The sequence below is a fragment of the Paenibacillus xylanilyticus genome, from assembly GCF_047246825.1.
Lineage (GTDB): Bacteria > Bacillota > Bacilli > Paenibacillales > Paenibacillaceae > Paenibacillus > Paenibacillus xylanilyticus_B.
The window spans coordinates 1045413-1060323 of the sequence record NZ_JBFOLB010000002.1; the positions used below are offsets into that span (position 1 = coordinate 1045413).

At 46.9% G+C, this 14911-nt stretch carries 15 protein-coding genes and 1 tRNA gene; 2 read left to right on the top strand and 14 right to left on the bottom strand.

Annotated elements, in window-relative coordinates; all coding sequences use genetic code 11:
- Positions 1-10: 10 nt before the first annotated feature.
- From AB3N00_RS19425 to AB3N00_RS19440, 4 genes are all read right to left on the bottom strand, one after another.
- Positions 11-976, bottom strand: coding sequence for a cation diffusion facilitator family transporter (locus AB3N00_RS19425; protein ID WP_413036034.1), 966 nt, complete (start codon positions 974-976; stop codon positions 11-13).
- Positions 977-1049: 73 nt separating this feature from the next.
- Complete coding sequence (gene secF, locus AB3N00_RS19430; protein WP_413036035.1) at positions 1050-1958, bottom strand: protein translocase subunit SecF; 909 nt, start codon at positions 1956-1958, stop codon at positions 1050-1052.
- Positions 1948-3198: a protein translocase subunit SecD gene (secD, locus tag AB3N00_RS19435; protein ID WP_413036036.1), complete on the bottom strand. Its 1251-nt coding sequence runs from the start codon at positions 3196-3198 to the stop codon at positions 1948-1950. The genes secF and secD overlap by 11 nt, the downstream gene beginning before the upstream one ends.
- A 91-nt stretch (positions 3199-3289) precedes the next feature.
- Complete coding sequence (locus AB3N00_RS19440; RefSeq protein WP_413036084.1) at positions 3290-3529, bottom strand: post-transcriptional regulator; 240 nt, start codon at positions 3527-3529, stop codon at positions 3290-3292.
- Between the two features lie 227 nt (positions 3530-3756).
- Between AB3N00_RS19440 and spoVB the strand changes: the two genes are divergently transcribed.
- The gene (gene spoVB / locus AB3N00_RS19445; protein ID WP_413036037.1) at positions 3757-5370 is read left to right on the top strand and encodes a stage V sporulation protein B; all 1614 of its coding nucleotides are present in this window, start codon (positions 3757-3759) and stop codon (positions 5368-5370) included.
- An 11-nt stretch (positions 5371-5381) separates the two neighbouring features.
- Here the strand turns inward: spoVB and AB3N00_RS19450 are convergent, their stop codons facing one another.
- Positions 5382-6077, bottom strand: a complete 696-nt coding sequence (locus AB3N00_RS19450) for a YetF domain-containing protein (protein WP_413036085.1) — start codon at positions 6075-6077, stop codon at positions 5382-5384.
- A gap of 227 nt (positions 6078-6304) precedes the next feature.
- On the opposite strand from AB3N00_RS19450, the gene AB3N00_RS19455 reads away from it, so the two are divergent.
- The gene (locus AB3N00_RS19455; protein WP_413036038.1) at positions 6305-6697 is read left to right on the top strand and encodes a TIGR04086 family membrane protein; all 393 of its coding nucleotides are present in this window, start codon (positions 6305-6307) and stop codon (positions 6695-6697) included.
- 91 nt (positions 6698-6788) lie between these two features.
- Here the strand turns inward: AB3N00_RS19455 and yajC are convergent, their stop codons facing one another.
- From yajC to AB3N00_RS19500, 9 genes are all read right to left on the bottom strand, one after another.
- Positions 6789-7103 carry a preprotein translocase subunit YajC gene (yajC, locus tag AB3N00_RS19460; RefSeq protein WP_175397161.1) on the bottom strand — a complete coding sequence of 105 codons (315 nt, stop codon included), beginning with the start codon at positions 7101-7103 and terminating at the stop codon, positions 6789-6791.
- A 65-nt stretch (positions 7104-7168) separates the two neighbouring features.
- Positions 7169-8305: a tRNA guanosine(34) transglycosylase Tgt gene (tgt, locus tag AB3N00_RS19465; RefSeq protein WP_175397160.1), complete on the bottom strand. Its 1137-nt coding sequence runs from the start codon at positions 8303-8305 to the stop codon at positions 7169-7171.
- Positions 8306-8357: 52 nt separating this feature from the next.
- The gene (gene queA / locus AB3N00_RS19470) at positions 8358-9386 is read right to left on the bottom strand and encodes a tRNA preQ1(34) S-adenosylmethionine ribosyltransferase-isomerase QueA (RefSeq protein ID WP_413036039.1); all 1029 of its coding nucleotides are present in this window, start codon (positions 9384-9386) and stop codon (positions 8358-8360) included.
- Positions 9387-9393: 7 nt separating this feature from the next.
- A complete protein-coding gene (locus tag AB3N00_RS19475; RefSeq protein WP_413036040.1) occupies positions 9394-11478 on the bottom strand; it encodes a SpoIID/LytB domain-containing protein in 2085 nt (694 codons plus the stop codon).
- Between the two features lie 90 nt (positions 11479-11568).
- The gene (gene ruvB, locus AB3N00_RS19480) at positions 11569-12579 is read right to left on the bottom strand and encodes a Holliday junction branch migration DNA helicase RuvB (protein ID WP_175397157.1); all 1011 of its coding nucleotides are present in this window, start codon (positions 12577-12579) and stop codon (positions 11569-11571) included.
- A gap of 56 nt (positions 12580-12635) precedes the next feature.
- Positions 12636-13250, bottom strand: a complete 615-nt coding sequence (ruvA, locus tag AB3N00_RS19485) for a Holliday junction branch migration protein RuvA (RefSeq protein ID WP_095289470.1) — start codon at positions 13248-13250, stop codon at positions 12636-12638.
- Positions 13247-13750: a crossover junction endodeoxyribonuclease RuvC gene (gene ruvC, locus AB3N00_RS19490; RefSeq protein ID WP_056701196.1), complete on the bottom strand. Its 504-nt coding sequence runs from the start codon at positions 13748-13750 to the stop codon at positions 13247-13249. Before ruvC ends, ruvA begins: the two co-directional genes overlap by 4 nt.
- Positions 13751-13986: 236 nt before the next feature.
- Entirely contained in the window at positions 13987-14682 is a 696-nt protein-coding gene (locus AB3N00_RS19495; RefSeq protein ID WP_413036041.1) for a BofC C-terminal domain-containing protein, read from the bottom strand.
- A 154-nt stretch (positions 14683-14836) separates the two neighbouring features.
- Positions 14837-14910 (bottom strand) — tRNA-Pro (locus AB3N00_RS19500).
- Position 14911: the final 1 nt, after the last annotated feature.

Genomic DNA, 14911 nt, shown 5'->3' on the forward strand with positions numbered 1-14911 from the left:
CCGTGCTCCATTACTGAATTAATGTCGCTTCATGATCGGGCAGTTCATGATTGGTTTTATAAGGATACCCCGGATCATAAGGGATAGCCTGGATTTGCACTTCTTTTACATGACTAAAACGAGTTAACAGCAATGTCTTGGCCCGATTGGCAATTTCCTGAGCCTCCAGCACGGATATTCTCGGATTCACACTAATGACCAGCTCAATGGTCACATCATGTTCCTGTTCCCGTGCAACCAGATGCTCAATCGTAATGACACCATACACACGCTGCACTGTTTCCTTAAAATCGGATGCCTCTTCCTGCTCCAGCTCCTGAATCAGTGAGCCATAGACGGTATCCACGATCATCCGGTAACCTTTGTGTAGTACGAAACAGGAAGCGATTAGTGCAGCCGCTGGGTCCATATACAGCAGAAATCCTATCCCCATCGTTTCTCCAGCCATAGAACCTGCGATGCCTACCAACACGGTAAGTGAACAATAGAGCGCACGTCGGTGTTCCTGAGCATACGCCAGTGCCTGTGACTGGTTACGTCTGCGAAAATATCGATATTGAAATTGAAAAATGGCTTCTCTCACGGCAAGTGCAGCAAAAGCTGCGATAAGTGCATGGTCATATTTCGCCGATTGGCCAGGCTCATCTCCAGTCAATCCGGTCAGAGCGGAAATGGCGATCTGCAACCCGCCCATAAGAATAAGGACAGACAGCAACACCGTAATTCCAGGCCTCGCCATACGTGAATGCTCCCTGGACCGTTCTCGGTGGGCCTTGTTCCTATTCTGTACAGACTTCGAGGGGAAGAGACCCGCCAGTGAGGAAGCAGCTTCCGAGGCAGAATACAGGCCATCAGCAAGCAACGATTTGCTGTTCGCCATATAACCGACTCCAGCCTTGATTACTGCAAGTGTCATATTCCCGGCAATACCACTCCATGTTGCCGCTTGAACAGCTGGAATACGTTCTCTGGTCATGGAAATTCCCCCTTAATACTGTACCAAAAGTTGCAAAACCGCGCCTGACAGACGCGGCTTGACAATCAGATGTTTAGTTGGATGCTTTCGCAGTTGCTTTAGGTTTTGTTGGCTGTTTACCTTTCAGTGTCAACCACAACGGTGCTGCGATAAAGATGGATGAGTATGCACCGAACAATGTTCCGATCACCATCGCAAGCGAGAACATGCGGATGGATTCTCCACCGAAGATAAACAAGCAAAGCGATGCAATGAATACGGTGAATGTCGTATTCAATGAACGTGTCATGGTTTGTGCCAGACTGCGGTTAACCACTTCACGCAAATCGGCTTTGGTTGTTTTTTTGGCAAAACGCAGATTCTCCCGAATCCGGTCAAAGATAACGATGGTGTCATTAATCGAGAAACCGACAATCGTCAGTACAGCTGTAATAAAGGTCAAATCCACTTCCAGACGGAAGATGGAGAACACACTAATGACTACAAATGCGTCATGGAAAAGTGCAATAACGGCTGCCAGACCGAAACGCCACTCGAATCGGATCGCTACATAGATCATGATACCGACACTCGCAATGAGGACAGCATAGATGGCGTTACGTTCAAGCTCTTTAGCCATTTCCGGATCGACGGTATTGACTTCATAGGAAGCCGCCGAATCCAATTTAGTGAATTCCTCTTTGAACTTGCTCTCCTGAGTTTCATCCAAAACGTTGGAGAAACGAACGTTCACCCGATCCGCACCAGGCGTAATATTTACATCGCCTTCGTCGACGCCAAGGTCTTCAATAATGGGAGTAATCTGTTCAGTCGTAATCGCCTTGGATACGGTAATGTCCACATTCGAACCTGCACGGAAATCAACAGCATAATTCAATCCAAGGGAGAACAAACTGATAATTCCTGCCAAAGTTAAAATAATGGAGAACGTATAGGCAATTTTACTGCCTTTAATATAATCAAAGTTCCAATTAAAGCGCACGAATTTCACTCTCCTTCACTCCGAAATACTTAGGCTTCTTCAACACGTTAGCCCGCACAAGCAGGGTCAACAGGAAGCGGGAGAAGAAAATATTCGTGATAATGCTGGTGACGATGTCAAAAATCAGCACGAGTGCAAAACCTTTTACTGCACCTGTACCCAGGAAAAACATAACGGCCGCAGCGATAATCGTTGTAATGTTCGAATCAATAATGGTACGGAAGGAACTCTTCCCGCCCGCTTTGACCGAAGACAAAATCGATTTACCACTCCGCATTTCTTCCTTAATCCGTTCGTACGTAATGATGTTGGCATCGACAGCCATCCCTATACCCAGGATAAATGCAGCAATACCCGGAAGGGTAAGCACAAATTCTCCCATATAGAAGATTGCCAGTACCAGCCACGTGTGTGTGATCAAGGCGAAACTTGCGATAATCCCCGGTATGCGATACAAACCAATCATGAACACTAAAATAATAACGGAACCAATCAATCCCGCTTTTATGGTTTGGTCGAGAGACAATTTACCGAGTGTCGCTCCAACACTTTGTGAGTATTTCTCTGTGAGTTTCAGAGGGAGTGCACCCAGGTTAATGGTATCACGAAGCTGATTCGCTTCCTCACGTGTGTAACTTCCTGTAATTTGTGCCGAACCGTCAGTCAATTGCTGTTGTACGGTTGGGGCGGAGAGTAACTGATCATCCAGATAGATGGCCAGAGGTTGTCCAATGAGACGCTTCGTAATTTCAGAGAACTTGGCTTTATCCTTGACCTGGATATCAATCATTGGTTCATTCAGCTGATTGAATGTCACTTTTGCCCCGTTCTCAACAAATTCATTTCCTCGAAGCTCAATTTTTGTGTACTCGCCTTCCTTGTCGTTCTCACCTTTACTACGGAAAGTCAGAACAGCTGGTTCTTTCATTTTGGCTCTTACTTCAGCCTCGTCGGTAACGCCAGCCAACTTCAAACGAATCCGGTTTGTTCCTTCCGTTGTTACTTCCGGCTCGCTTGTTCCGAGCGCATTGGCACGGCTTTCCAGACTTTTTGCAGTTTGTACCAATGAAGCTTTGGTAACTTCCTGCCCTTGTTCCAGCGGCTCTGCTTCATATAAGATCTCGTAGCCTCCCTTTAAATCAAGGCCCAAGCGTATATTTTTGAGCAGCCCCGGACTTGTGCCCAGCATGACTCCTGCGGTCACAAGCACGACCAGAATGAAACTGACAATTCTTTTCATGCCGTTCCTAGATCCCCTTTCATTCTCAATATTCCTATTATAGCGATGCCGTAAAAAGCAGTCAATTTCCAACACAAAAAGATCCCTTTCGTTAGAAAGAGGACCCCCGGTATGCAGAAACGGTCATAAAGTTCATAAAGCTTGTTGCTTTCAGTGACAAAATGTCGTTCACCAGCTGGTGAAGCGGTGGAATGCCCTGTTTTTCATATTTATGACTAACGCAATTCCAGACATCTTTGCTGGTCACATATTCGTATCCGACAAGCCTTAATTCCTCCGCCTTGCTGCGACATAACATCTCAATGGATTCTTCCAACTCCATTTCGTTCATTTCCTCCAAGCGGGGAGCGCCTCCTTCCATACGCACAAGCCTTTATGCGGCATCAATATTACATGATTCGACTTCAGGCATTCATATTCCTTCTTGCCCCTTCTGGTTCTTTTTGTTAATAGAGTCCAAATTGTCATGAGAAGACGATGGACTGGCATAGGATGAAGAACAACGGCTTTGTCCCGTTTACGAGACCTGTTACTTTCAACCGGGAAAGAGGGGTAGTTTTGAAGAAACAGACATTCATCCAGGGAGCCATGATCCTGCTTGCTGCAGGCATTATTAATCGCATTCTCGGTTTTATCCCCCGCATTGCGCTGCCACGCGTGATCGGTGCTGAAGGGGTTGGTTTGTATCAGCTGAGCTATCCGTTCTTTATTGTACTCGTGACATTAATTACCGGTGGCATACCACTCGCCGTTGCTAAACTCGTTGCTGAAGCAGACACGGGGGCTAACCGTTATTCCCCCCAACGCATATTGCAGATCAGTCTAAGCTTCACCTTAACGCTAGGTGTTGTATTCATGTTTTTGTGCATCGTCTTTGCGCCCTGGGTTACACGTTATGTTCTGACAGATGAGAGGGTATACCATACGTTTGTCAGCATGAGTCCGATGATTGCCATCATTGCCGTATCTGCAGTGTTTCGAGGGTATTTTCAGGGCAAGCAAAATATGATTCCAAGCGCAGCTTCCTCTATAACGGAAACTGTCGTCCGTATCATATGCGTGATCTGGTTTTCCTGGCTTTTACTCCCCCAGGGTATTGCTCAGGCAGCCGCAGGGGCCATGCTTGGAGCACTCGTTGGAGAATTTGTGGGCATGCTTGTATTGCTGTGGAATTACCACAGACACAAAAAGGATTCGGAGCGAGCGAATCGGCTTCTTCCCCCTAAGGATGTAAATGCTCCGGTGCCAACTGTACGCGTTGATTCAGAAGGTTCGCAAACAGGTTTGATTCGACGTTTGCTGGCTATCTCGGTGCCGGTAACAGCAGGTCGACTGGTAGGCTCCCTCTCCTACCTTGCTGAAACGATCGTTACCGCTCAGAGTCTGGCACTTGCAGGCATATCCCGTGGACTGGCCACCGCCCAGTATGGTGCTTTACAAGGCATGATTATTCCGCTGCTGCTGCTGCCGGGAGCGCTGACTTCCTCCCTTGCAACGTCACTTGTACCCTCACTATCTGAAGCGTCAGCACAGGGAGACCGTGCCCTCATTCACAAACGCATGCACCAGGCTTTGCGGCTTGCACTCGTCACAGGTGCACCTTTTTCTGTTTTTATGTATGTGCTTGCCGAACCGATGTGTTTGGTACTATATAATGATGCATCGATTGGAAGCATGCTTAAACTGATGGCTCCTTTTGCTCTGTTTATCTACATCCAGGCACCTCTTCAAGCCGCTTTGCAGGCACTCGATCGTCCAGGAAAAGCACTCCTCAATACCTTTATCGGTGCAGTGATCAAAATTACTTTGATATTACTGCTTGCATCCAGGCCGGAATACGGTATTTTTGGGGCAGTCATTGCCATTTGTGTGAACTCAACCATCGTTACCCTTTTACACGCCAGAAGTGTGCGCAATCTGCTTCAGTTCCGGTTTAAAATAATGGACTGGGTCAAAACAGCAGCAGGTATGGTCATCATGGGAGCAGCAACTCTTCTTGTTTATGAACATACAGTCATCTTGCTGCCTTTTTGGCTGAGAATGATCCTGGCTCTACTAACCGGTTTAATCGTTTACTTTATCGTGATGGGCTTAACCCGAATGATTGACTTCCATGATCTCTCCCGGATGCCGCTCATCGGCTCATGGTTTCAGCGACGTTCACGTAAGTAAGGCATTACTTCCTATTTTTGATCATCCTTCAAACTCACGAATACTTTTCCGTTGTGGTCAATGGAGCAAATAAACACATCCTTAAAATCGAGAACACCTTTCTTCTGGATCTCATTTTTAAGCCAAAAGCGTGTTTTCTTGATGAGCTCAAGGTTTTGATCCTGAACTTTTCCATCCATAATCAGCGGCAAAGGCAGACCTTCATATTTAATATTTTGGAAGCCATCCACCTTGTCTTTTCTGGGTCTTTGTTTGTTATTTGTTGGTTGTGATGAGCTGTTGGAGGAATAAGAGTTGTCCATCGGGATGACCGTTAGCTTGCCCGTTGTCTCCAAAATCGCAAATTGAACCTCGTCAATGCTGTCGATATTCTGTTCACGCAATTGAAGCAGCAGGTCATCCAAATTGTATCGCTGTTTGCGCATTGCATCGCGATGCAATGTACCCTTGGAGATCAGCACGGTCGGTTTGCCATCAATCATCAGTCGTAACCTGCGACTTTTGAGACTTAGAAAAGCCATGCCAATCTGAACAACAAGAACTGTCAACATGGGCACTATGCCGTGATACAACGGTTTTTCGGTATCCTCGATTACGAATGCCGCTATTTCGGCAAGCATGATCGACACAACGAGATCAAACATGGACAGTTTTCCGATTTCCCTTTTGCCCATAACCCGAATGGCCCCATAAACAATAAAGTACATGAGGATCGTTCGAAAGATATGAGCACCGATATCTGAAAAGTTCACAACATGGTTCCTCCTTCACATCTGAGTTAAGACAGATACCTGAAGCGTAATCCCTATTTTGACCTGAAGCTGATATGCTCATGCGAATCTTAATTGTTCATTTAATGGAAAATTCAGTTCATAACTCCAAAGGCTTGACCATACACTGTAATAATTTCAAACTTGTACAAGGGGGTTGCTTCATGCAGCTGATTCGCCGAGTGATTTCGTTTCGAATGTCCAACCCGATTTTGTCGGGACTCTGCCATGCATTTGTATGGATGTTACTGGGAGCACTGATTCTCTCCCTCTTTCTCTGGATGACCAACATGCGGGAACAAGAGCTTTCGCTCTACACGTATGTGGTTCATGGTTTATCCCTGCTGGTTGGGGGATTTGTAGCGGGAAAACGGTCTGGCGAAAAAGGCTGGTACCATGGAGGTTTAACCGGAATCGTCTACGGGCTGATCATACTGCTTATTGGATTTCTGGCTTTGGACGCTTCATTCAATTGGAAGGACAGTCTGCAGCTCGCAAGCGCCTTCCTGATTTCTGCACTTGGGGGAATTTTCGGAGTTAACACACACAAGTCTTAGAAAGTTTAATGGTTCGATCGATTATATAAAAAAGAAAAAGAGAACCGGGTCTCCGTAGAGATCCGGTTCTCTAATACAAATTAGAATCGTTCTATTCAACAGCGGTTTCACGACTCACTGCACTGCTGATGGCATTACGGTCGAATGTAAGCTTGGTTACATCGTTTACACGAAGTACAACAACATCATCCGTAATTTCAGCAATGGTACCGTGAAGGCCACCGATGGTTACAATTTTATCGCCTTTTTTCAACTGATTCAGCATCGCATTGCGCTGCTTTTGTTTTTTGTTCTGTGGACGAATCATCAAGAAGTAGAAAATCGCAACCATGAGTACCAAAGGTACGATCAAAGATACAATTCCACCGCCTGCTTGTGCTCCTGCTAAAGGCATTCCCTGAAACATTCAAACTCCCCCTTATCGACTATACTTACAGATACTGCGTGTTTCTTCGGTTCTGCAAAACCTGATCAGAAACCTTTGTCATTGTCGTGAAGACCATATTGATCGAAAAATTCATCACGGAAATCAAGCAAACGATCTTCCATTATGGCTTTGCGCACATTGCGCATCAAATTCTGCAAGAAATGAAGGTTATGAATCGTCGTCAAACGCAAGCCAAATGTTTCATCCGCTTTGATTAAATGACGCAGGTAAGCTCTGGAGTAGTTACGGCAAGTGTAGCAATCGCATTCAGGATCCAGTGGACCAAAATCGGTTGCGAACTTGGCGTTACGAACTACAAGACGCCCCTGGCTGGTCATTGTTGTTCCGTTACGGGCAATCCGGGTAGGCAGAACACAGTCGAACATGTCCACTCCGCGAATCGACCCCTCAATCAATGCATCGGGCGAACCTACTCCCATCAAATAACGTGGTTTATTGGAAGGCAACAGTGGCACTGTGTAATCCAATACGCCATACATCAAATGTTTCGGTTCTCCAACACTCAGTCCACCAATAGCATACCCCGGGAAATCCATGGAAGTCAAATCTGCTGCGCTCTGGCGACGCAAATCTTCATGCATGCCTCCCTGTACGATGGCAAACAGACCTTGATCATGCGGACGAGCATGACTTTCCAGGCAGCGCTCTGCCCAGCGGCTCGTTCTTTCAAGCGATTTTTTCACATATTCGTATTCAGCCGGATACGGCGGACATTCATCAAATGCCATCATAATATCGGAACCGAGTGCATTCTGAATTTCCATGGCGACCTCAGGTGAAAGGAACTTCTTGTCACCATTCAGGTGGGAACGGAAGTGAACGCCTTCTTCCGTAATTTTACGCATCTCGCTGAGGGAAAACACTTGAAATCCACCACTGTCCGTCAAAATCGGGCGATCCCAGTTCATGAACTTGTGAAGGCCGCCAGCCTGACGAATAATCTCATGACCAGGTCTGAGGAAAAGATGATAGGTGTTACTCAGAATAATCTGTGCATCCATCTCCTTCAACTCTTCTGGACTCATCGTTTTTACAGTCGCCTGTGTTCCTACAGGCATAAAGGTTGGTGTCTCGATAATACCATGCGGTGTATGTACGCGTCCCAGACGCGCACCGGATTGTTTACATGTTTTGATATGTTCATACGTAATTGCTGCCATTGGTTTTAATCATCCTCTAAAATTAATCGTTATGCCAAGATTATCGTGTAAATCAATAGATCAACATGGCATCGCCAAAACTGAAAAAGCGGTATTGCTCTTGGATCGCCTGCTCATAAGCATGCATGATATGCTCTCTGCCTGCAAGAGCACTTACCAACATAACCAGTGTCGATTTCGGCAAATGGAAGTTCGTAAGCATGCCATCTATAACCTTGAAGGTGTAACCTGGATAGATGAAGATTTTGGTCCAGCCGCTGCTTTCCTGCAGCTCACGACCCTCAAACTTGCTGCCTACGGTTTCAAGCGTCCGGCAGCTCGTTGTACCTACTGCGAATATACGATTGCCACGTCTTTTCGTTTCATTAATCAGATCCGCAGTTTCTTGAGACAAAGAGTAATACTCCTCATGCATGACATGATCTTCAACAACATCAACAGACATGGGCCGGAAGGTTCCGAGTCCAACATGCAGTGTAATGAATGTAACGTTTACTCCTTTGGCACGGATCTGATCCAGCAGCTCATCCGTAAAATGCAGTCCAGCCGTTGGGGCTGCTGCTGATCCTTCGTGTTTTGCATATACCGTCTGGTATCTTTCACGGTCATCCAGTGTCTCTTTGATATAAGGAGGCAAAGGCATTTCGCCCAAACGATCCAGAATCTCCTGAAAGATTCCATTATAAGAGAACGTCAGCATGCGCGCGCCCATTTCGCCTTCTTCATCAATGACGGCCTTAAGCTCGTTCCCGAATACAATAACAGAACCGGCTTTAAGTTTTTTCCCTGGTTTGACAAGGGCTTCCCAACGATCGCCCTCCACATTTTTCAGCAGAAGCACCTCAGCCTTAGCCCCGGTGTCCTCTTTCGTGCCGAATAAGCGGGCCGGCAAAACACGAGTATCATTCAAGACCAATGTGTCACCAGGCTCCAGAAAGTTGATAATATCAGGGAACGAGTGATGGTTAACCTCACCGCTCTCCTTGTTTAAGGTCAGCAGCCGGGACGCCGTCCGATCAAGCAAAGGCGTCTGTGCGATCAGCTGCTCCGGTAGTTCAAAATCATATAAGTTCACATTCATCTTCAATTCATTCCTTAACAATAGTCGCATTTTGATAATAGTGTTTCAATATTTCCTGGTAATCATACCCTTCATCTGCCATACCTTTGGCCCCCCATTGAGACAAGCCCAATCCGTGACCGTTACCCTGACCAATGAACATGAAGGTCTGACCCTGAGTCACTGCTCTGGCTTGACCATCACCGCTCATAACGACAAGAGCATTACCGGATGATGTGCCCGTTCCAGAAGCGGATAAAACCGCTGCTCCTTTAGAACCGGTTTTACTTGATGTTTGCCCGTCAGCGCCTAATACAGTATAACTTCCGGTCCCTGCAATATCAAATAAAGTGCTCGGCAATCCCCCAAGTGCGGAACGATACGTGTCTGCATACTTGACCGTCAACGGTTGTCCGTTCGCACTGACTTCAAGTGCTCTTCCTGAAGGCCCGCGCTTCGTGACTTCCAATGTAGAGATGGACGCCGGAACGGTCGTCGTTGTTTTTCCTTGCAGAGCTTTAACCAAAGCAGCTGATGTAAATGGTCCTCTTACCCACGCGTAATCATTGGACTGTGCCACTTTCGCCAAAACCACAGCCTCGGTGCCTGGGTTCATTTTGGCTACCGGTTCAACCGTAGATTGAATGAGTGGTATGGGACGTACATTGGTATTTTGGGCGGTAACCGTCACTTTGGACAATCCTGCATCTGTTTTTGTTGTCAGTTCTTTGACATTGTCCTCACGGATATATCCACTTACCCCTGAACTTAGCAGCACATGGTACCACGTATGTAACCCAGCTTGGGCCGATGCATCCCCAGGGCTGTCCACATTACTGAACACACCTGCCCCACCATTCCATACTTCGGATGGGTGAGCTGTTTGTCCACCCGCATTGGAAGAGAACACAGCCTCAACGATTTTACCGCCGCTTTTAATAACTTCCCCCGCAGTTGCATCTACGGCACTCGTCACTTTATCGTTCTCCGAACTAATTCCGTTATACGCTTGGCTGAGTGTCGTATCCACCACATTGGCGATTTTAAAACGATCGCCTTGTTGAAGCGCGTAAGAGCGAGCTGCGACTGCCTGAACTTTTAGGGCCTCTGCTGGCCAGGATGAATATACTTCAGCCCCAACAACCGAGTATAGATATTGTTCAAGTGGGACGACATTGACCAAAGCCAAATCGCCGCCTACGATGCTAATTTCCATGTCTCCCCGGTATGTCCGCTCAGAGCGTTCTAACACTTTAATCCCGCTTCCATCACCTTGCACAAAAGCTTTGGCTTCACTGCCTGCGATAGTGTAATGTGGAACAGTTTTCAGTGTATCCGTGCTTAATCCCGCATCCTGACGGATCATGAGCCCAGCACTGTTAGTTACAGGGGTTAAGCTCACTCCGGGTGCTTTGGCTTCCACATTCTTTTGCACTGCTGCCAGTTCCGCATCCGTAACCGCTTCTCCAACCCATACCGAATATCCTTGAGCTCCGCCAGTCAATTGCAGTACCGTGTAGGCACTGATTCCTCCTGATAAGAGCGATGCCTGTGCAGCCTCAGCTTCCTGGAGTGAACTGTAGCTCCCTGCAGACAAACGCTTGCTTCCGGTTACCGCTGCCTTTTGACCACCCATTTGAGCTGCAGCCACTTTTTGCACTCGTGCTACTGCTTGTGAAGCCAAAGCTTCTGTTGCATAATTCCCCGTATACAGCTGGTACGTTGCCTTACCGCTCAACGTCGTGGTGAACAGCAATGGTTTATCGCTGGTTGCCTGCAATAATTTTGCAGCTGCGGCTGCAGTCTTGTAGTCCCCGGTTTCCAGCACCTTTACTCGGAAGCCATCCGCACTGAAACGAATTTGACCAGCAGGAAGGGATACACCCGCCCCACTCTCTGATCCAATGCTCCATTTACCAGTTGATTCAAGTGTAATAAGTGGTGTTGTCGACTTATACGTACTTCCCAGGTTCGCAAACATCGCTACCCGGATCATCTGTCCATCACTCTCTGCAGCAAAGGCAGGCACTTGCAGACATCCTACCGTCAATAAAGCGGCAGCCAAAACCTTTAACCGCCGGCTCCACTTCTTCGTTTGTAATGCTTTCCCCACGTTCAAACTCCTCTCCATGCAGTTTCTACAATTTATATCGGGTAGATTTCTTGAAAACTTCAACTTTCTTTATAAAGAAAGATCCGCGAGTTACTTTCCGTCTCTTGGTGGTATAGGCAGACCCAGATGATGATAAGCGAGATCCGTAACGATCCGGCCTCTTGGTGTACGCTGAATCATACCGATCTGCAGCAGATATGGCTCATAGACATCTTCAATGGTCTGACTTTCTTCACCAATTGTAGCTGCTATCGTATCCAGGCCAACAGGACCTCCGCGGAAACTGGTAATCATGGATGTAAGCATCTTGTGATCGATTTCGTCCAATCCACGTGGGTCAATCTGAAGTCGTTTCAAAGCCTCTTCAGCCAGTGCTTGGGTAATAATTCCATCGCCACGTACCTGAGCGAAGTCGCGTACCCTTTTCAGCAATCGATTGGCAATCCGCGGTGTCCCACGGGAACGCAGTGCAATCTCTTCTGCAGCATCACCAACAATCTCGACACCCAGAATTTCAGTAGATCGTGAGACGATGTACGCCAGCTCATCTACCGTATAAAACTCCAGACGGCTAATGACACCAAACCGGTCTCGAAGTGGTGCAGACAGCAAGCCTGCACGTGTCGTAGCCCCGATCAGGGTAAACGGCGGAAGATCCAGCCGAACGGAACGAGCACTTGGCCCTTTCCCAATCATAATATCCAACGCAGAGTCTTCCATGGCGGGATACATCACTTCTTCAACGGTACGATGCAGACGATGAATTTCATCAATAAACAGGACATCGCCTTCCTGTAAATTCGTCAGCAGCGCAGCCAGATCGCCCGGGCGTTCAATCGCCGGTCCCGACGTGGTGCGCAGGTTCACGCCCAACTCGTTAGCAACGATATTGGCAAGTGTCGTTTTACCAAGTCCGGGTGGACCATAGAGCAGCACATGATCCAATGCTTCATTGCGCAATTTGGCAGCTTCAATATATACTTTCAAATTTTCCTTGACCTTGTTTTGTCCGATATATTCATTCAGATACCGGGGACGAAGACTCAGTTCAACATTCTGATCCTCCATCATCAGGTTGGCGGAAATAATGCGGTCATCCATGTTCATCCCTACCTTTTTTTGTGCGGGCTACTGCTATATGTTATATGCAAATTTAACTAACCCGTAAACAGCATTTGCAGCGCACGTTTCATCAACACATCAACAGAATCCGCCGAAGTGACATCCTTTTTCAACTTAAGCCACACTTTATCAAGCTCACTGTCTGTATAACCGAGAGCCTTCAAACCGTCACGGGCCTCATCCCATGCAGAACCACTTCCTGCTTCCTCCGAAGGTGGTGCAAACAAACCTGTAGCATACGCCGCTGCACCAAAACCGTCCAGCTTGTCTTTGAGGTCCAAAATCATGCGTTGCGCCGTCTTCTTGCCGATACCCGGCAATTTTGTCAGGAACGTCAAATTCTCCTGATAGATCGCTGTAACGACGTGGTCCGGTGTACCACCTGCTAATATACCAAGCGCCACCTTTGGTCCAATACCGGATACTTCAATCAGTTTGCGGAACAAACGCTGTTCTTCCCGTGTAACAAAGCCAAACAGAAGCATCGCGTCTTCACGCACATGGTGATGGGTATACACCGTAATTTCGCCTTCCTGCTTCGCAAACGCAAACGGATTGGGACAGAATACACGGTACCCCACACCATGAACATCAAGCACAATATATTCATTCTCTACATGTACGAACTGTCCTCTTAGAAAATCAATCATTTTCGCAATACCTCATTCAACTTGGAATTTAATGTATAAGAGTGCGCGTGACACACGGCTACAGCCAAAGCATCTGCTACGTCATCCGGCTTCGGAATAGCCTGCAAACGCAAAAACATTTTGACCATTTCCTGCACCTGCCGCTTCTCTGCCTTACCATATCCCACGATCGCCTGTTTGATCTGCATTGGGGTATACTCCGCTATGGGCAAGCCCTTCTGTGCAGCAGCAAGCACCATAACACCTCTCGCTTGGCTGACAGACATCGCTGTAGTCACGTTCCGGTTAAAAAACAGTTTTTCCAGTGCCACTGCATCTGGCTTGTATTTATCAATTAACTGCACCATGCCCTCATAAACGTGAAGCAACCGTTCTTCTTCAGGTGTATGGGCTTCCGTCTGAATGCAGCCATATTGTACGGGTACCACTTTGCTACCGATCTTATCCACAAATCCAAAACCGACAATCGCAATCCCCGGGTCAATTCCCAAAAAACGCAAAACCATCTCTCCCTTACAATAAAGCGAACATATGTATCGTTCATTTCATTATAACAAAAGATAGACCCTGCGGCAGGAAAAACTTTATCTATTCTCTGGTAGCGTTTGGTTCGACATAAAAAGGGCTTTTCTGCATGGTCATGTTCCGCTTGCGGCTATCGTTTTTCCTACGACAAAAAGGACATCTTTCGATGCCCTAAGACTGATTCCCTAGTCTAATATGGGATTCGCTTCATTTATCCGCCATTTTGAAGCTCTTCTTTATGCGGCCCATCAATGGCATAATCGCTAAACGTAGAAATCACGCTGTTATATTCATCTTTGTCTTGTACACGGATACCCTGCTGTAATTGCTCCAGTACTCCTTCAGGCAGAGAACTTTCCAACGATCCGACGTCCATCTGAAAAAAAGTACGAATGACTTTCTCTTCTGCCGGTCGACCTTCATAAAGTTTGAGATTCCCCACTGCATCCACACTGATATAAGCCTGTTCCTTGCATAACGGGGAAAGATCATCCACATGTTCCTTGATTTGCAATGTATCCGAGGTGACCACTTCAGCTTCCCATTCCGGATGTTGTTGCAACAATACTTTTAATTGCGGTAAAGCCATTTTCCCCAATTGTTCTGTTTCTACCCCGCATATATAATGCGTCTCCAAAACAACCGAAGTTAAACGATCAGGTTCAGAAGAGAGCTTTGCCAATATGGTTTGTACCTCTTCCTCGGAACGTTCTTCCATGGTCACAGGCCCCATTACCGCAGCTGCTTCACCAAAGTTAGTGGTTAACAATCGTTGAATGTGAGAGGAAATCGACAATCCGCTGTAGGCCAGTATCGTTATGGCCACCAATGAAGCAGTCATCCATGCAGTTCGTTTCCAGCGTCGCCAGCGTCTTTTGAATTGTTTCCTGAATTTAGACGTGTTCACATGAACCCCTTCTATCACTTTTTTAAACCTAGTGTGACCGAAAGGATTATGCTTTATGCAAAATAAACCCAGTGTGCGGAACCCAGATACCTTCGTATTACGTTTAGAAACACAAAAGTGGACTATCTATAAAAGATAGTCCACTTCTTTTGGATCGGGATGACACGATTTGAACATGCGACCCCCTGGTCCCAAACCAGGTGCTCTACCAAGCTGAGCTACATCCCGT